General features: G+C 37.6%; 17 protein-coding genes. 10 read left to right on the top strand and 7 right to left on the bottom strand.

Annotation, left to right across the window (positions count from 1 at the left end; genetic code table 11):
- Nucleotides 1-21: 21 nt before the first annotated feature.
- Nucleotides 22-291, bottom strand: coding sequence for a spore coat protein GerQ (gerQ, locus tag AAGS61_RS04295; protein ID WP_391368325.1), 270 nt, complete (start codon nt 289-291; stop codon nt 22-24).
- A gap of 557 nt (nt 292-848) precedes the next feature.
- Between gerQ and AAGS61_RS04290 the strand changes: the two genes are divergently transcribed.
- Complete coding sequence (locus tag AAGS61_RS04290; protein WP_391367819.1) at nt 849-1,019, top strand: hypothetical protein; 171 nt, start codon at nt 849-851, stop codon at nt 1,017-1,019.
- 117 nt (nt 1,020-1,136) lie between these two features.
- Here AAGS61_RS04290 and hemQ read toward each other — a convergent pair whose 3' ends face one another.
- Nucleotides 1,137-1,886, bottom strand: coding sequence for a hydrogen peroxide-dependent heme synthase (gene hemQ / locus AAGS61_RS04285; RefSeq protein WP_391367816.1), 750 nt, complete (start codon nt 1,884-1,886; stop codon nt 1,137-1,139).
- Nucleotides 1,887-2,048: 162 nt separating this feature from the next.
- On the opposite strand from hemQ, the gene AAGS61_RS04280 reads away from it, so the two are divergent.
- Complete coding sequence (locus AAGS61_RS04280; protein WP_391367813.1) at nt 2,049-2,876, top strand: lipoate--protein ligase family protein; 828 nt, start codon at nt 2,049-2,051, stop codon at nt 2,874-2,876.
- Nucleotides 2,877-2,921: 45 nt separating this feature from the next.
- On the opposite strand, the gene AAGS61_RS04275 is transcribed toward AAGS61_RS04280, so the two are convergent.
- Nucleotides 2,922-3,569: an RsfA family transcriptional regulator gene (locus AAGS61_RS04275; protein ID WP_391367810.1), complete on the bottom strand. Its 648-nt coding sequence runs from the start codon at nt 3,567-3,569 to the stop codon at nt 2,922-2,924.
- A 222-nt stretch (nt 3,570-3,791) separates the two neighbouring features.
- Between AAGS61_RS04275 and AAGS61_RS04270 the strand changes: the two genes are divergently transcribed.
- The 3 genes from AAGS61_RS04270 to AAGS61_RS04260 all read left to right on the top strand — a co-directional run bounded on the left by AAGS61_RS04270 (nt 3,792) and on the right by AAGS61_RS04260 (nt 12,083).
- Nucleotides 3,792-4,016 carry a DUF1450 domain-containing protein gene (locus AAGS61_RS04270; RefSeq protein WP_391367807.1) on the top strand — a complete coding sequence of 75 codons (225 nt, stop codon included), beginning with the start codon at nt 3,792-3,794 and terminating at the stop codon, nt 4,014-4,016.
- Nucleotides 4,017-4,123: 107 nt separating this feature from the next.
- Nucleotides 4,124-5,374 (top strand): HD domain-containing protein, encoded by a 1,251-nt coding sequence (locus AAGS61_RS04265; RefSeq protein ID WP_391367805.1) that lies wholly within the window; start codon nt 4,124-4,126, stop codon nt 5,372-5,374.
- A gap of 853 nt (nt 5,375-6,227) precedes the next feature.
- On the top strand, nt 6,228-12,083 hold the full coding sequence (locus AAGS61_RS04260; RefSeq protein WP_391367802.1) for a collagen binding domain-containing protein: 5,856 nt from the start codon (nt 6,228-6,230) through the stop codon (nt 12,081-12,083).
- 145 nt (nt 12,084-12,228) lie between these two features.
- On the opposite strand, the gene AAGS61_RS04255 is transcribed toward AAGS61_RS04260, so the two are convergent.
- The 4 genes from AAGS61_RS04255 to AAGS61_RS04240 all read right to left on the bottom strand — a co-directional run bounded on the left by AAGS61_RS04255 (nt 12,229) and on the right by AAGS61_RS04240 (nt 15,030).
- Nucleotides 12,229-12,882, bottom strand: coding sequence for a class A sortase (locus AAGS61_RS04255; RefSeq protein WP_391367799.1), 654 nt, complete (start codon nt 12,880-12,882; stop codon nt 12,229-12,231).
- A 57-nt stretch (nt 12,883-12,939) separates the two neighbouring features.
- Nucleotides 12,940-13,125 (bottom strand): 2-hydroxymuconate tautomerase, encoded by a 186-nt coding sequence (locus tag AAGS61_RS04250; protein WP_391367796.1) that lies wholly within the window; start codon nt 13,123-13,125, stop codon nt 12,940-12,942.
- Between the two features lie 104 nt (nt 13,126-13,229).
- A complete protein-coding gene (locus tag AAGS61_RS04245; protein WP_391367794.1) occupies nt 13,230-14,402 on the bottom strand; it encodes a tyrosine-type recombinase/integrase in 1,173 nt (390 codons plus the stop codon).
- 58 nt (nt 14,403-14,460) lie between these two features.
- The gene (locus AAGS61_RS04240; protein WP_391367791.1) at nt 14,461-15,030 is read right to left on the bottom strand and encodes a helix-turn-helix domain-containing protein; all 570 of its coding nucleotides are present in this window, start codon (nt 15,028-15,030) and stop codon (nt 14,461-14,463) included.
- A 180-nt stretch (nt 15,031-15,210) separates the two neighbouring features.
- Here AAGS61_RS04240 and AAGS61_RS04235 point away from each other — a divergent pair, with 180 nt between their 5' ends.
- From AAGS61_RS04235 to AAGS61_RS04215, 5 genes are all read left to right on the top strand, one after another.
- Nucleotides 15,211-15,441, top strand: a complete 231-nt coding sequence (locus tag AAGS61_RS04235) for a helix-turn-helix domain-containing protein (protein ID WP_391367788.1) — start codon at nt 15,211-15,213, stop codon at nt 15,439-15,441.
- Nucleotides 15,438-15,710, top strand: a complete 273-nt coding sequence (locus AAGS61_RS04230; RefSeq protein ID WP_391367785.1) for a hypothetical protein — start codon at nt 15,438-15,440, stop codon at nt 15,708-15,710. Before AAGS61_RS04235 ends, AAGS61_RS04230 begins: the two co-directional genes overlap by 4 nt.
- A 262-nt stretch (nt 15,711-15,972) precedes the next feature.
- Nucleotides 15,973-17,502, top strand: coding sequence for a hypothetical protein (locus AAGS61_RS04225; protein WP_391367783.1), 1,530 nt, complete (start codon nt 15,973-15,975; stop codon nt 17,500-17,502).
- Nucleotides 17,503-17,514: 12 nt separating this feature from the next.
- Nucleotides 17,515-18,297, top strand: coding sequence for a VapE domain-containing protein (locus AAGS61_RS04220; protein ID WP_391367780.1), 783 nt, complete (start codon nt 17,515-17,517; stop codon nt 18,295-18,297).
- Nucleotides 18,298-18,626: 329 nt separating this feature from the next.
- Nucleotides 18,627-18,983, top strand: coding sequence for a pathogenicity island protein (locus AAGS61_RS04215; protein ID WP_391367777.1), 357 nt, complete (start codon nt 18,627-18,629; stop codon nt 18,981-18,983).
- Nucleotides 18,984-19,008: the final 25 nt, after the last annotated feature.

The raw sequence follows: 19,008 nt of genomic DNA, 5'->3' as shown, positions 1-19,008 counted from the left end.
TTCATTTGAGACCCGCGCTTTTTATTGTTGTCTTGGTGTAAAGTAATTCAATTCTTCATCAAACTCTGCATAGTCGAAATAAATCATAGGGAATAAGAAGCGGTGATTTGTTCGCAGTTCACGTAAAATGACATGGTCACGTCCTGCAGCCTCGACTACGCCACGTACTGTTTTTGTTTTCTGACCATCTACTACGTTTTCAAACGAAAAATAAAAATTCCCGGGCTTGCCGCGGTTTAAGCGTAAAATATTTTCAATATAGGATTCCTCACGTAGTTGAGGGGTAGTCATTTGTGGACCAGGAAATTGAGCTGCATAACCGCCTTGCTGTGGATTCCAATAATAAGTCAATGCTTTCTTCCTTTCCTTTTTAAATCGTTCAACTATCAAATTCCATTAGCGCAAAGACACAACGTAATTTGAACCGCCTAAAGGTTAGTAGACCGTTCGTTTAATGGTACGAATATCTCTAACGTCATACGGGATTGACAACAGTGATAGGCGTACCCCCTTCTGTCATTAATATATGTTTGAATAAAAAAAAGTTCACAAAATAAAGTAAAACTTCAATTAGTGGGGTTTTGACGCACAGGACGTGCTAATGCCGACTTCGTCACACGGACGTGATGTGTTTAGTCGGCCCCACTGATTGAGAGGAACGCCACAACGCCTGCGTGACCAACGTCCTGTTGCCCTTCACCTATGGGGATCAAATAATTCCTATTGTAAAGCACACATGATACATTAAATGGTATAATGTGACAAAGTTGTGACAGGTGATAAAAAAGACGCATAAAGAATAAATAACATTAAAGGTCAACAAATAAACACTCAAGGGAGTGAATATAGTGCAAATCGAAAGATGGGTAGGTATGTTCGTTAGTGCGATCGCTGCTTTTGTCATTGGCCATTTGTATGATCAACCGTTGCATTGGTATTTATTTATTTTGATGTTAGTTCTCGGTGTGTTTATTAACCTCGTCATTATTATTTTAAAGGCAGAAGAAGATAGTGTATAAAAGCCTGGGGATAAAGTATGGGCGATTAGATAGGCATTTAAATTGTGGATAGTTTAAAAATGGCAAGTAAACCGAAAAACCTCGCGCAAATGCCGTTCAAATGCGCGAGGTTTTTTATTATACTGTCAGGAATTGTACGAGCTTTTCGTTGTCTAAAAGGTTACCAACAAAGAATGAGCCGAACTCGCCGTAACGCGCGGATACTTCATCAAAGCGCATTTCGTATACTAATTTTTTGAATTGTAATACATCGTCAGCGAATAATGTCACGCCCCATTCGTGATCATCAAAGCCAACAGAACCTGTAATGATTTGTTTTACTTTTCCTGCATAGCCGCGACCAATCATACCGTGAGAACGCATTAAGTTTTTGCGCTCATCCATTGATAGCATGTACCAGTTGTCGTCCCCTTGACGGCGCTTATCCATTGGATAGAAGCACACGTATTTTGAACGTGGTAGCTCTGGATATAGACGTGCACGCACATGTGGATTTTGGTATGGATCTTCGTTTGATTCGCCGGCTAAGTAGTTCGATAATTCCACTACTGAAACGTAAGAGTATGTTGGCACTGTAAAGTCTGCAATCGCTAATTTATTGAACGCTGCTTCGATTTCTTGCAGCTCGTCCATTGTTTCACGAAGCGTCATCAGCATAAAGTCTGCTTTTTGACCAACAATCGCGTAAAAAGCATGTGCACCCGTTTTTGCTACATCTGCTTCGTTTAGTTTTTCTAAGTATTGAATAAACTCATCAACTGCTGCTTTGCGCTCCTCCTCAGAAACTAACTTCCAAGAAGCCCAGTCGATTGAACGGAAATCATGTAAAGCGTACCAGCCGTCTAGTGTAATAGCTGCTTCATTCATTGTGTAAGACACTCCTTTTATGGATAATTATTCACAGTTAGTGTAACACAAGTAGTGAACATTTCGTTATGAGAAACTACAAAAACAAGTAAATTCACCAATTTGACATGAGTTGAAAATGCAGTATGCTAAGTGTAGTCAATTCGTAAGGAGTTATAAACAATGAATCGTTTTTTAACAGAAACAAACTGGCGTTTTATCGATCAGTCGCTTACGATGCTCACGCATTCGCCGCTTGAATCGTTTGCAATGGATGATACACTTTGCCATGTGACAGGGCATGCAAGCAGTCCACCCGTTATTCGGACATGGGTACATCAGGAATCAGTTGTGCTCGGTATTCAAGATCATCGCTTACCGCACATCGAGGAAGGCATGGCGTTGTTACGCGCGCGCGGGTACGAGCCCATTGTACGAAATTCTGGCGGGTTAGCAGTTGTGCTTGACCCTGGTGTGTTAAATGTATCGATTGTATTTAGTGAGAGCGAGCCGACAAGTATCGATCAAGCATTTAATTATATGGTAGATTTAGTGAAAGCGATTTTTCCAAAAGTAGCCGATCAAATTGAAGCATATGAAATTATAGGCTCGTATTGTCCAGGTACATTTGATTTAAGTATCGGGGGTAAAAAGTTTGCAGGGATTTCACAGCGTCGTATGCAAAATGGCATCGCTGTACAAATCTATTTATGTATTGAAGGCAGTGGTAGTGAGCGAGCGTCGCTAATTCGTGATTTTTATGCTGTGAGTTTACAAGGAGAGAAAACGAAATTTACGTATCCGACAGTAGTGCCCGAAGTGATGGCATCCATGCAAGAGCTGACAGGCGAACCGATGACTGTTGCGGAAGTCAATATACGGATTCAGCAATTATTGTTGGCATGGAATTCGAATACAGTACTATTACCACTACAAGAGTCAGAGCTAGCATTATATGCGCATTATTTAGAGCGCATCTATAAGCGCAATGCTGTATTGTTGAAAGGCTGATAAATGAAAGTTTTAGGCTGATAAACAAAAAAACAGGGAGCCTGCTTATTGCAGTTGCTCCCCGTTTTCTGGTTGTGGTGCAGAAGCTATTAAATTACCGTTTCGCTCCATTTTAAATACAGGTGCTACACGTTCTTCCTCTGTATCTAATGTGACAAGGCGACGTGCCCGATTCATAATGTTAACAAATTGTTCGTAGTCTTCTTTGATTTCTCTATTTTCGCGTTCTAATCGTGCCACTTCCTGCTCTAACTCTTTTAACTTGTCCGTTGAGATATTGGCCATATGGCGCCATTTAGCTACTTCTGTTTCTGCTGAACTAGTATGTTGCAAACGTGCTAAGTAGGCAATCACAATATCGAGTGATAATGCAGATAAAGGAATGGTACGTCCTTCTTCTTCATTCGCAGATGGAAGTAGATAGATTTGTTGCGCGCGACGTTTCCCAATTGAGCCAAGGACACGAAGGCGTTCTTTACGCTCTTTTTTTGCTTCTGATAATTCTTTCTCATAAAAACGGCGAACAACGGCATTCCAACGAAAACCACAAGCTGCTGCAGTACGGTTTAATGCATCACCGGCTTCCTCAAAAGCATTTAATTGTGTACTACCTTCTTTTACATGTCTTAATACGGCTTCGGCTAATAGCTCATCATTTTCTTTTAGCCAAGCATCTTGTCTTACTTTTACCATGGAAAATCCCCCTAACTTTATAATTTCACTATTAATATGACCTGATTTACGAGAGTTTATTCCTTCTTTTTTTTTTTAAGTGAAAAATAGCTTCAGACCTTTGACTGATAAACACTGTTTTCTCTTGAATCTAGCTAGATGTATGAGCTACAATAGGAAAGATTAAAATGCAACAAAACTGCTTATGAAAGCGTAAAATAGTATAGAAAGGGTGTTGACACTATGGCAAACATCTTTCACGTTTGCGATGAATGTCAGGCCGTTAATTTAAAAACGTTAATTCCAAAACTAAAAGAAATAGATCCAGAAGCAACGATTGAAATTGGCTGTCATTCATATTGCGGACCAGGCCGCAAAAAAACATTTACATTTGTCAATAACCGTCCCGTAGCTGCTCTGACAGAAGATGAGCTCATGGAAAAAGTTGTGGCAAAACTAAAGAAGTAATGTACATGAGGTTGTTCATCTAGTATGAACAATCTCTTTTTGTTAATGCTAAAGTAGTATGTCTCTCATATAATAGAAGTAACAATAAGTTAGAGGAGGTACAGAAGATGGATTATGCAACAGCGAAACTAGCAGAAGAAAAAGTATTTAAAGATCCTGTGCATCGTTATGTGCATGTGCGCGACCAAGTCATTTGGGATTTAATCGGCACGTGCGAGTTTCAGCGTTTACGCAGGATCCGTCAGTTAGGTACTACATATTTAGTATTTCACGGGGCCGAACATAGTCGCTTTACGCATTCGCTTGGTGTATATGAAATTGTGCGACGTATTATTGACGATGTGTTTAGTGGTCGACCCGAGTGGGATAATAATGAGCGCTTATTAGCACTGTGCGCGGCCTTATTACATGATTTAGGCCATGGACCATTTTCCCATGCATTTGAGGCGGTGTTTGGTACAGACCATGAGCAATACACACGCGACATTTTACTTGGCAATACAGAAGTGAATGCTGTGCTCCGAAAAGTAGGAAACGGTTTCCCAGAGCTTGTTGCTCAAGTCATCGATAATAACTACACAAATCAGCAAGTCGTGAGCCTGATCTCCAGTCAAATTGATGCAGACCGCATGGATTACTTGCAGCGAGATGCGTACTTTACAGGCGTAAGCTACGGGCACTTTGATATGGAGCGTATTTTGCGTGTTATGCGTCCACGAAAAGATATGGTCGTCATTAAATCGAGTGGGATGCATGCGATTGAGGATTATATTATGTCGCGCTACCAAATGTACTTGCAAATCTATTTCCATCCTGTGTCTCGTAGTGCGGAAGCGGTTCTCAATCATATTTTAAAACGCGCGAAAAAGTTAAGTGAAGAAAACTATAAATTTACATTTGAACCAGTACACTTCAGGCCATTCTTCAGTGGAGAAGTATCACTTCAACAATACTTAGCACTAGATGAAAGCATTATGCTGACCTACTTCCAATTCTGGATGTATGAAACCGATCAAATTTTAAGTGATTTATGTCGTCGCTTTATCAACCGTGACTTATTCGAACATATGGATTTAAATCCAGCAGAGGAACCAGAACGCTATGCATGGCTAGTCGAGCAAGTAAAGGCGATTGGTCTTGACCCTGAATACTATATAAAGCCCGATTCCACATCGGATTTACCATATGACTTTTACCGTCCAGGCGTCGTGCCAACGAAAAGGCCGATTTACTTAGAAATGCCAAGCGGCGAAATCCGTGAGTTAGCCGAGCAATCGCATATTGTCTCTGCCATGGCGAACAATATTAAGGTCGACTATAAAGTATACTATCCGAAGGAAATTCACTTTTTAGGTTAATAGGAACAAACATATGGAAAACGGTCAACACATCCCTACACTTGGAAAGTAGGGGTGTGTTTTTTACAAAAGTAATAAGTAAAAGTATAGCATTCCTCCGCTCTAGTGATGTTGTGACAGAGCCCCATTTTTTACAAAGAGAATGGTTTCTGAATATGGTTAGCGTGCCTACATAATTTTTTTCGTCGCTTGTATTGCAAGAGGGGATTTTTGAATGCCTAGCTAATGTCAACTCGCGAAATTGATATACAACTTAATTTAAAATAAGTGTTAAATTGATTCTATTTATCTAAATGGCACTTATCCTCAAATAAGTTGTATCTCAAAATCGACAAATTGAGTTTTGAGCGTTTTTAAAATTAAGCGTATGATTTTCTTGTTAAAAAAATCGCAAGCTATCGTTTGTTTTTATTATTTTTTATAAATGACCTCATCATAAAGACGCGCACCAACTACTTTAGAGCACAACGCATTTTTCGAAAAAAGCTTGAATATTTTCATTTTTTATTCAAAAAGGCGCTTTTTTCGCCCTTCACGCAAGCCTCCTTTTTAGTAAATTTCTCTCTTTTTTATCACAGTAACTATTCGCAGAGTTCTCTATTTTGAATGAAAAGGTTCATTTCCCCCTGAAATATAAGCCAATTGTTAAAGTTTATCGCTTTGTTGGAACATGAAAATTAAATTCTATATAAAGGTTTAAATATATTTATTTTAACAAAATAGTATATATTTCTAATTTTATGGTAGTGAAATGTGAAAATTTAAGAGATTGTTAAGCAGTTTTACATACAATGCTATTGGAATCTTATAAAGAGGTTCTGAAATATAGAAGAAGGAGGGAAAACCTAAGGAAATGAGAAAACTAAATATAGCAGTGCTTGCAGTGTTGCTCGTATTTCAGACCATTTTAAGCCCAATTTCGGTGTTTGCAAATGAAATTGAAACAGGAACACCGCCAGCAGCTAGTTCTACATCAGGCACTAGTGATCCAAATGTTAGTTCATCGACTACTTCTGAAGATTCGGCTACAGTAGTACCATATGTTACTCCAATGACTACTTCTGAAGATTCAGCGATAGTGGTAATAAATGCGCCACTAACTGACTTTACTATGACAATCAATGGTGAACCAATCAAGACTTACGATAAGCCATTGGAGCAGAATGAAAAAGCAAAAATGACATTTTCATTTAATGCCAACTTAGACTATGGTCCTAAAGTAGGGGATTATTTTGAGTTTCAATTGCCGACAAATTTTTTAATTGATTTTAGTGATGCATTTCATGGCGGAAAGCCAAAATCCGCAATAGCACCAGGTTTTAGTTATGAAGCAGATGCTGGAAAAGTGAGAGTGACATTAACAGATGTGGATTTACTTAACCATACCGGCTCTAGTGTGCCGATAAGTTTTGACTTTACATCTGGGTTCAATTTATCTGGTAGAAATGAGGATTTAACTCAAGATTTCGAAGTTCCTAATGCTACTGGAGGGACGGAAATCGTTTCTGTTACTTTCAAGCCAGGTACTGCAAACGAAAAAATGAAAAAAACTGCTACATCTAAAGGCGTTTATACAGGAGACGGCACTAACGGTACAGTGTTAGGGGAACGCTATATTGATTGGGAAGTATGGGTAAATGAAGCAGGTAAAAACCTAACATCAGCTACAGTAAAAGATACACCTACAGGTGGTCATAGTTTAGATGGTGATATAAAGGTAGAATCCTATAGCGTAGGGTTAACGAAAGTAGCAGATACTCCATTTGCTATAAATGATTATCCTAATTTTGCGGCTATTACATTATCAGGCAATGCTGCTTATAAAATTACGTACCGAACAAAAATTACCCTTAAATCTGAAGAGCGTGATGGACAAAAATCATTTTCTAATACGATTGCTTTAACCGATACAGATACTACAAATAATGAAACAATTACTTCGGGCACTGTAACAACAACTTATGGTAAGGCACTGGATAAGAGTAAATTATCTGGTACAAATTATAAGTCGAAATGGGAAGTTCGTTACAATTATAATCAATTAAATATAGCTACAGGTGATGCATGGATTGAAGATACACTTCCTGGCTCACATGTCATTGATCAAAGTTCAATTGTAGTACAAAAAGTTAGTGTTAAAGAAGATGGTACATTTGATAGTGTAATAGCTACATTAAATAGTAGTGATTATAGTGTATCGGATGTTACTGAGGGCGGAAAAGTAGTAGGGTTCAAACTTCAGTTTAATGATGCTATTACAGATGCTTACCGTATCACATATGATGCAGAATACAAAAAAGATAATGGTCAAAAATTCTTTGCTGATGCATCGAATGACTCAGAAACTATTAAGAATACGGTAACAAGTGGTACGGTATCCAGTGGCAAAACAGCTGGTCATACACTTACTGAGGGAATTTTAAAGAAAGAAAGGACTTCAGTAGATTTTGATAAAAAGGAAATTCTCTGGACAGTAACGATTACAAATGATCATCCTACAGAACCTATTACAGGATTAACACTTACAGATACATTTGCGACAGGTAGTAAAACAGGTGTGCATACGCTTGTCGATACGAATAAAGATAGTCATGTTGATACAAATGACATTGGTGTAAGTAAAAGTACAGGTAATAAACAACTAGATTCGAATGGTTTCACTATTGGAAATATGGAAATCGATCCAAATAGTAGTGTTACCGTAACGTATAAAACTTCTTATGCTATTTCAGATGATGGTTCAGTAATAAATAGTGGGTATGGGAATACAGCTGTCGCAACATGGACTGATCCAGTTGCTACAAGTAAAACGTATACATTAACAAAAACAGCTGACTACACACCAGCGCCAGCAACAGCTAACAATGGTCGTAAAACGGGTTCATATAACTATGCAACACAAGAATTTACTTGGCTAGTACAAGTAAATACGAATAAACGAAATATTCAAGGGGCTGTTTTAGTAGATACTTTGGGGGCAGGGCATGAAATTATAGCCGGGACTCTAGGTGTTTACAAAACAACGCTTGGCAGTGGTGATACGAGTACTTCAAAAGGCGAGCAACTTACAGAAGTTACGGATTATACTGTATCGTATACGGAGGAGCTAATTGAAAATGAAGTACGTAAAACAGGCTATACGTTAACATTTGATAATGCATTAGCGTCCGATAAAAATAACGAAGTATACTTAGTTGAGTATAAAACAAAAGATATGGACAATATCGTAGGGATTGGTAGCGATGAACCAAAATACGATTCAGACGATACGTATAAAAATAGTGCTACTTTTAAGACCACAACTACGCATACTTTAGAATCAACGCCAGTCACAGTTAAAAATGCCAACAGCCTAATTAATAAAGCAGTTAGTAATAATACTAGTAGTAATAGTACGGACATCCTACTATGGACAATTGACGTTAATAAATCGCTTTCAGATTTAAAAAATGTAGTTGTAAAGGATAATCCTTCAGATAGTTTAATGCTTATTCAAAGTTCAATTGAAATCCGTAAATATGGTGTCGGTACAAGTGGTGCAACTACTTCGGCAAGCTGGGGGAAATTAAGTAATTCAAGTTTTGTCCACAGTTTTGAGAATGGTGGTTTTACAATTGACTTTGGTAATTTAGCTAAAGAGGGATATCAAGTACGTTATCAAACAATAGCTTTAGGTGCTAAGGGGCAAGAATTTAAGAATAATGCAGTAATTACGTTTGATGACTCAAATAATGTAGCTGGAAACCAACAAACTGATAAGCCAGTAGTAGATAAATTAAATTTTAGTACATCCAATGCTTCTATAGACATGACGAAAGGGAATTTAAAGTTCTACAAAGTCGGCTTAGATCCAACAACTGCTGATAAAAAATCGTTATCGGATGTTGAATTCCAATTAATCAAGACAATTAAGGGTACAGATTATATTATTGCAACTCAAAAATCAGATGCCGATGGTTTTGTTGTATTTAACAACATCAATTATGGTTCTTACAAAATTAAAGAGGTTAAAGCACCGGTAGGGTACAAATTAATGGGTGAGCAAACTGTCATGTTGGATGAAAACACAGACACATTAAAAGTTCCTACGTATGTGACAGAATTAGTAAATGAAAAAACTGTTGATTCAAGTAATGCATGTCCAAACTTCACTTTAACAATCAAAGATATTAACGGTAAACCTATAGTAAATAAAACAATAACATTACAAGATAGTAATAGTAATGTGAAGTTTACAGATACGACAGATAATGGTGGGAAAATAACAATTCCTCGTACTGGAACGAAAGCTGTACAAGCTGGTTCATACCAAGTATATGAGGGTTCAAATCATTTAGGAAATGTAACAGTGAAATATGGAATAGGTGAGTGTCAAGGTGAACTACAGCCACAGAATACTTGTCCAGCATTTACAGTTACGTTAAATGATAAAGATGGAAACCCACGTCCGAATGTTGAAGTCGTTTTAAAAGATAAGTCTGGCAATGTGATTACAGCACCATCAACAAAAACAGATGCAGGTGGAAAATTCACAGTGCCACCAACAACATCTGCGGGTAAATATGACCTTTACGAAGGGAATCAATATTTAGGTGAAGTCACTGTAGATTATTCAAATAATAATTGTGAAACAGCAATTACAGAAGCACCTACATGCCCAAACTTTACATTAACATTGAAAGATGCTGATGGAAAAGTTCGAGAGAATGTAATAGTCATTATTAAGGATAAAGATACAGGTAATACTATTACACAAACAATTAATCCAACAAATAATGAAGGTAAAATAAAGATTTCAAACCTTGAACCAGGCACATATGAAGTATATGAAGGTGCTGAAAAGCTAGGTGAATTTGTTGTAAAAACAACTTGTGAAGCAACTATTCAACCAGCTCCAGCTTGTGAATTCTTCACGATTACTGTGAAAGATGAAGATGGTATTTTACCAGAAAGCACAAAAGTAATTTTAACGAATAAAACAACAAATGAAACAATTGAAGCAACTGTTGACACAGAAGGAAAAGTAGCGTTACCTTCAGCAACTACACCTGCGGGAGAATACGAAGTGGAAGTTACAGATTCAGGGAAAGTTCTTGGTGATGTGACAGTAACGTATACAAAAACACCTTGTGAAGCGGAAGTTGAAAAGCCAAGAGCTTGTGATATTTTCACAATTACAGTGAATGGTCAAGATGGGAATCCTAAGACTAATACAAAAGTAATTGTTGAAGATAGTAACGGCACAGAAGTTGTTTTAACGACAGATGAAACAGATGCTGATGGGAAGATTCAATTACCACAAAATCAAAAACCAGGTGCTTATACAGTCTATGAGCAAAATGCAGATGGTACAAAAGGTGACAAGATTGGTGATGTGGCAGTAACATATACAAGTAACTGTCAAGGTGTCGTGATTAAGAATGCATGTCCAGTTTATACACTAACTGTGAATAATAAAGATCTTCAACCTGTTGGTGCAGGTGTACAAGTAACAATTAAAGACCAAGCTGGTCAAGTTATTACTACAGGTACAACGGATGTAAATGGACAAATTATGTTCAATGATAAATCTTTATTGCAACAAGGTATAACATATGAGGTATACAACAGTGCAAATCAAAAATTAGACGATATTACGGTAAGTTATATTGATGAAATTTGTGGAGCAGCTGTAAAGGTATCAGACAACGCATGTCCAATCTTCACATTAACGTTACTAGATGCTAATAATACTGCACGTGAAGGGATAATAGTAACGATTAAAGATGATATGGGAACAGCCATAGCTACAGGTATAACAGATGTAAATGGTCAATTAACTGTACCTTATACATTAGAAAAGGGAACGTATCAGCTTTATGAAGGAAGTACATTTGTAAGTAATCTAACGGTAGAAAATTGTGAGGCAATTCATAAATTAACACTACCGACAAATCCAGGTGGAGGAACAGATCCAGGTACACCACCAACAAATCCAGGTGGAGGAACAGATCCAGGTACACCACCGACAAATCCAGGTGGAGGAACAGATCCAGGTACACCACCAACAAATCCAGGTGGAGGAACAGATCCAGGTACACCACCAACAAATCCAGGTGGAGGAATAGATCCAGGTACACCACCAACAAATCCAGGTGGAGGAATAGATCCAGGTACACCACCAACAAATCCAGGTGGAGGAATAGATCCAGGTACACCACCAACAAATCCAGGTGGAGGAACAGATCCAGGTACACCACCAACAAATCCAGGTGGAGGAACAGATCCAGGCACACCGCCGACAGATCCAAATACACCATCTCCAGTAACACCGGAGCAGGTAGAGAATATCCAGAAGATTATAGAAGATCCAATTCCAAATAACCCGGAAGATATTAAAAAGCAAATCAAAGAATTAAAGCAATTCCTAGAGATGTTTGAACAGCTGACACCTGAAGAACAAGCAGAGCTTCTGCGTGTATTAGGTGTAGAACTTACAAAATTACAGGAACGTTTAGCAGAGCTTGAGCGTACATTAGTCGCAATGGAGTCGAAAGAGCCAACGACTGACGGTACAACAGCGGGGAACGATAATGTTTCAACAGCAGGCGAGAGCGTAGCGAAACTTCCTCAAACAGATGGTGCGTCTACAACGGCGATGTTTTATGCAGGTTTTGCTTTAATGGCAATGAGTGCATTCTTCTTCATCCGTCGTCGTAAAAACGCTTAATGAAAAGGGGTGTCCAGAAAGTGAAAACTTTTCGGACACCCTTTTCTTACTTCTTGATACATAGCTACTAAGAAATATTGCTCCTGCGGTGGTCGCATCAACATGCCACCATCCTGGTCGCAAAGAAGCCATGCCCAATGTCTTTTCAGATGGCCTCATTTGCATCATACTCAGGTGTATAACGTTGTGTAAATGTTGCGCGAACGGCTAAGCGTTTGGAGCCTTCTACTGCACACGTAATGAGTGTCAGTAATGTTTCATTCGGTACATCATCGATAATATAAACGTCTGTCTCCTCGATGATGTCCTTTGTTGTTAGCTCGTATTCATACACATAGGATAAATCAGATAAATAGATTTTATCGCCGATTTCAGCTTCGTAAAGGGGACCGAATAATATATCTTTTTCTTCAAAGTAATGGCTAGCTAGTGAATAGTTGCCTTGTCCCATCATTTGCTGTGGTTTCATCGTACCAGCGCCAGCAGCTAACGCTTCTTTTCCTACACCTTTTAAAATAGGTAATTCTAGACCGACTTCAGGGATGGCGATGCTACCAATCACAGGTAAGTCACTCTTGCTTGCTTGTGCACGTAACACATCAATAATTGATAGTGATTGTACCGCTTCAAAATCAAAGCTTACCTCACTATTTTCAGCAGCTACTTGCTGGGTGGGTGTCGGCACAAGCGACTTACTTAAGTGAGAGACAAGGAAGCTCTGTATAGGGTTGATCAAAACAAGCATAAGCCCCGTAATGAACATGAGCATAAGGCCGATTTGGATTAGTTTTGTTTTCATACGTCACCTCACAAAAAAAGAGAATTTACTATATTAAGTAAATTCTCTCTCAAAACCTTATTTATCGCAAGCGCGAACGCCGCCTGTAGCGTAGTGTGCTTTTGACATATCTTCGATGATGATTGTTACGTTTTGTGCTGGAGCACCTGTTGTTTCAGCTACCGCTTCTGTTACTTTTTCAACTAATGCACGTTTTTGCTCATCCGTACGACCTTCTAATAATTTGACTGTGACGATTGGCATCTTATAAAGCCTCCCTGCTTTGAGTTATGGTGTATATTATTTATAATAGCGTATATACACCTTAGAAAACAGCTTAATATCAATGTTTTCTGAATGTTTTACTATCAGTTAGCCCCAATTTTAGCCCCACTTGCTTCTAAACTCTGGCTAAATGCCGTAACTAAATCGACTTCCATTTGTTTCATGATGTGACCATATACTTTATAAATCATTTCAGGCGTGTTCCCTAGACGTTCAGAAATTACCTTAGCATCCCGACCTTCGTTTAAAAGTAATGTGCAATGAGTATGACGCAATCCATGCACAGTGATCTTTGGTAACCCAGTACGCTTTAATGATTTTTTTAATATATGGTTTGGACTATTAGAGAAGATTGGAACAGCATCGTCGTTAATAAATACGAATGTATCACTATTTAACTTCTTACCATACGAGAACAATTTCTCCTTACAACATGTTTTATAATGTTCCAATTGCTTCATAACATCTGTATCGATTAGAATAGTCCTATAACTGTTTTTTGTTTTAGGTAGTCGAATACCTTTATGATCACGGGTGCGTTCAATTGTTACAGTTTGATTGTTAAAGTTAATATTTTTCCATTGAAGCCCACAAATTTCACCTTTTCTCATACCTGTGTATGCAGCAACAAGGAAATACATGTAGTTTGTGAGGCTTTCATTTTTTTGTATATCATTTAGGAAAGTTGCTAATTCATCCGATGTAAAGTAATTTAGTGATTCTTTATCGGAATCAGCTGGAAGTGCAATTCGATTAAAACGATTACGAGATAGTATTTCAGCATCCACAGCTGCATTGATAGCAATTTTGAAAATAGTATGCCATAGACGAATTGTAGAAGCCTTAAATTTCCCCTCTAATTTATTAATAAAACTTTTTTGATAAATAATGCGATCTAGTTTTTGTAATTTATGATGACCAACATATGGCTTTAGGTAGTTTTTAATAATACCTAATCGTTGTATTTTTGTGGTCACTTTCCATTTACTACAGTTAGTTTCATACCAGATATCTAGCCATTCACCTACAGTTATTTTCTCATAATCAAGTTGTTTCGTTTCACCACGCAGCGTTTGAGCCTTTACTTCTAAAAGGGCTTTTATCGCTGCTTTTTCTGTTTGAAAGCCACTTTTCTTCTTTTCTTTTCGCTTACCAGTCGAATCATAATACTTGTGGCGGAACATCCATAATTTTTCATTATTGCTATTGAAGTAGTAATACACTTCGTTTTCTTTCACTGATTTATATAATTTCATTTCGCATCCCTTTCCAGCTTTGGCAGGCATGTGTATAGGGATGAATGGGTTTTTGATTTTAAATTTTGCTGACCCATAAAGGTACTAGTTCTTCAATATAGATGTGTAATTGTTCTAAAAAATGTTCTGCGACATAAATAGGCATGGTTAATTTATGCTTTTTAATATTCACTTGGAAAGCATCTGATGTATCGGCATTTAACTTAACTATATTACATCTATGATCTAGCTCCACTTGTACGTTACAAGGAATTTTAAATTGGAAAATCTCTTTTTCATAAATCATCTTACAGAGAATACTTATATTTGTAGTTATTCTACATAAATATTCTTCACCATAACCTTCACTAGGATCTTCTACATACGTTTCATACTCTGCATTAAAAGTTTGGTTGTCCCTCTCTTCTGAAAATTCGAATGTTACATCTACATATGTTAAAAGGTCCCCAGGAGAACAATTTAAAAGTGAGCATAATTGTACTAACGTATCGAATTGAATCCCCGAACCGTAATTGTTAACCAGATTAGAAATAGTAGTTCTTGAAAGTGTTGTATTATCTTTTATATTTTGTATGTTTAAGCCTCTTTCGGCCATTAAGACTCTTAAATTACTATGGATAAATGGCATTTGAAAATCACCTCTTTTTCAACAGATTTTATGTAATTCTATCATAATCTAATCATTTTAACCACTATGCTAATCATTTTTGATTGACAATTAATCAGAATGGTATTATCTTTATACTAATCATTTTAACCAGTATATTGGTTAATTTGTTTTGTATGTTGGTTTCAGGAGGTGTGAAAGATGATTTTAATTAAGTCTCAGGTTGATTTTAATTCGTTGTTAATAAAATCAGGATTTTCTAAGAGGAGTTTTGCAAAATCTTGTGGTATTTCAGCCGCATCATTGATTCAAATATCGAATAGGAGGCAATCTCCAAGACCTGGTACTGCAAAGAAAATTTGCGACACGATAGGAAAAAGTTTTGATGAAATATTTGAAATAACAGAATCCAATTGCGAGGTGTTCAAATGATTCCTACAGCAAGTATCGAAGTTCAAATTGATAAATTAGCAGTCCGTGATTATGTAAACAAAAAAATTGAAGAAGAAGTTAAACAAGCCCTTTGGTTTGTAGATGTAAAACGATTAGCTGAGCTAACTTGTATGAGCGAAAGGTTTTTAGAAGATGAATTTCTTTCCGATCCTCGAATGAGGGCTATTGAAATTAAAAAGTCTCGCAAACGTTGGTACCCAGCGCAAAGTGCGAAGGAAGTTATTTTAGAAATTACAAATGAGTGGTAAAAAATAAATTTGCTTTGGCAGGCATGCAATAAATAAAAGTGGGGCGGTGAATAAAATGTACATTTATTTAATTGAAACTGTATTACATCATCCCGTGAGAAGTGGTTGGGGAAACTTTAATGTGATTTTGGATAGACCAATTGATGATTATCTCTGTGATGACAAAACCTATATACGGACATCTGAGGGGCTCATTATTATGAAAAATAATATTGTATGTATTTGGGATAAGAACGGGCCTGAAAGTAGGTGAAAGAATTAGATGCAATACAATAGAGAACTAACTATATCAGCAGCAGGCAATCGTAAAGCAATGAAATGGATTGCGCAAAAAATACAGTGGGTACAACTTATCGAAAAGCTTAAAGCACCGGTACGCGGTACAGAAACACTGAATGACTATCTTAAACTACCAAAGTCACAACAGGATGAATTAAAAGATGTAGGAGGATTTGTCGGCGGATGGTTACGCGATGACAGAAGAAAAACTTCTAATGTACTTGGAAGAGATCTAGTTACCCTTGATTTAGATAACATTCCTTCAGGCGGCACACAAGATGTATTACGCAGGTTAGAAGGGCTAGGGTGCGCATACGTCACGTATAGCACTCGAAAGCACAGTGAATTTAAGCCGAGGTTGCGTGTGATAGTTCCCACTGATAGAACAATGGGATCGGATGAATATGAACCTACTGCAAGGAAGCTAGCAAGTTTAATAGGAATAGAGTTTGCGGATCCAACTACTTTTGAAGTAGCTCGTTTGATGTATTGGCCAAGTTGTTCAGCTGATAGTCAATACGTGTTCCAATATGGAGATAAACCGTTTTTAAGTGCTGATGGTGTGCTAGCAATGTATGGTGATTGGCGCAATATTCAGGAGTGGCCAGAAGTACCCGGAGCAACAACCGTACAAACACGTAATCTAGCCAAGCAAGGGAATCCTTTAGAGAAAAACGGGGCTGTAGGAGCCTTTTGTCGCGCATATGATATACACGCTGCCATAGCTACATTTTTAACCGGTGTTTATACACCAACAGACGATGGTAGCGGGCGTTATACATTTGTCGGTGGTTCGACTGTAGGCGGGGCGGTCATTTATGAAGATGGCTTATTCTTGTATTCACATCATGCAACGGATCCGTGCAGCGGAAAACTAGTGAATGCTTTTGACCTGGTACGACTGCATAAATACGGGGAGTTAGATAACGAGGCAAAGCCGGATACACCAGTAAACAAATTACCTTCATATGTGCAAATGGTTCATTTTGCTGCATCGTTAGATGCTGTAAATGCTGAACTCGCTACCGCAAGGGTAGCAAGCGCCTTTGATGATTTTGGAAGTCCTATAGATGCTCAAAATATAGAATGGACGAAAAAATTAAAGATAGATCCATACACTGGAAAGATTGCAGCAAGTACAGCAAACATTGAACTGATACTTGAAAATGATCCAAAGCTTAAAGGACGTATTAGGAAAGACACTTTCTACAATAACATTAAGGGTATAGCACCTCTTCCCTGGTCTTTAAGAGAAGGGGCAACCGGTATCTTTGCTTGGACAGATAACGATACCACAGGACTAGAGGTATACATTGAAAAAGTGTACGAGATTACATCAGAAAAACGTATTCAAAAGGCCTTTGTAGAGGTTTACAATCGGAATCGTTTCCATCCAGTTCAGGACTATCTAAACTCGCTTGTATGGGACGGTATCCCAAGAGCTGAAAGAATGTTCATTGATTGGCTAGGTGCAGAAGATATACCAAATTATACACGTCTAGCAACTCGTTAATTTCTGAAAGCAATGGTGAAAAGAGTTTTTGAACCTGGTTGCGAGTATCAAGAGATGATCGTATTAATTGGTGAACAAGGGATTTATAAGTCTAATATCTTCCGAGACCTATCAAAAGGTTGGTTCTTAGATAGCTTAGAAAGTACAGAATCTAAAATAGTTGGAGAACGTACTGAGGGTACTTGGATTGTAGCACTTGATGAATTGAAGCTGTTTAAAAAGCTAAGTGAAGAGGCAAAAAAAGAATTCATTAGCCGGAGGATGGAAAAATATCGTGCTGCTTATGCAAGGCACATAGAAGAGCGATTACGTGAGTTTGTACTAGTAGGTACATCAAATAAAATTGAAATTCTAAGTGATTATACAGGAAGCAGGCGTTACATTCCTATCCTGTGCGGGCCAAAAGAATACGTGATGCAAAAGGAGCCTGAAAAACATTTTAGGCATCATGTGGATCAAATTTTAGCCGAGGCAGTTGTTTTATATAAAGCTGATCCTTTTATCGGTATACCGAAAGACAGTTGGGCTGTTTTTGATAAGCAGCGAAAACACTTCCAATATGAAAATGAGTATGCCGAAGACGTTAAAAAGGCTATTGAAGTGCTAGGCTATCCTGATAGGATTTCAGTAGAAATGGTGGCTGAGAAACTTCCTTATGTAGGTGAGCGTCCACCGCGCAAAATTAAAATGAAGATTAAAGAGGCTATCAAATTAGTAGAATGCTACAAGCCTGTGATGAAGTTATTAAAAGTTCAAGGTAGACCAACTAGAAACGGGTTTATAAAAGTGAATTAGCTTTGTTACCTTTGTGACCTATTTTGTAACCTTGTTCAGCCTTACAGCCTCTAAGGTTAATCTAATATAAGTAACAAGTAACAATATATAAAGAATTATTATTTTAGGTAGATTAGAGAAATAGGTAAAATGCCTAATCTACCTAATCAGCCTAATTATATATAGATGAAAAATTTTTGTAACCGATACTTTTTTTATATTTTTAGGTCTGAACCCTTGATGTGCTTGGGTTTCTGCCTGTTACACAAAAAGTAACAAAATGAAGCTAGAGCATATAACGCAAAATTATTAAGTGCCACAATAAAAACTGATGAAAAGAGGTTAGAATCATGCAGGATGTAGCATTGAAAGTGTTGGAATATATACGAAAGAATCCAGGTGCAAGTTATACAGAGGTAGAACGTGTATTTGAAGAAGTAGGGTTTCAGTATAAAGGGGATTATGAGATTTATGATGGTGAGTTCCAAAACATTATCTTTTGGACTGGGTGGAATAAAGAAGCGATTGAGTTGATTGTTGATTTGCAACAGCAAAAATTAATTGCCAAAGAGCTAGCAGATCCAATCATTTATTTAATTGATGGTAAAAGTTTACGGCTTCCTTTAGTTGAGCATATCAAACAATATAGTACACCGCATTGGTTGCCTATAGGATTTGTAGCAACACCGCAAATTCCAGGAGCTTAAAACATCAGGAAGGAGGGGTAGCAGA

Source organism: Lysinibacillus sp. KU-BSD001, assembly GCF_042920265.1.
Taxonomy (GTDB): domain Bacteria; phylum Bacillota; class Bacilli; order Bacillales_A; family Planococcaceae; genus Lysinibacillus_B.
Note: the sequence above shows the minus strand (reverse complement) of the source record. Positions and strands in the feature narration are given on the sequence as shown.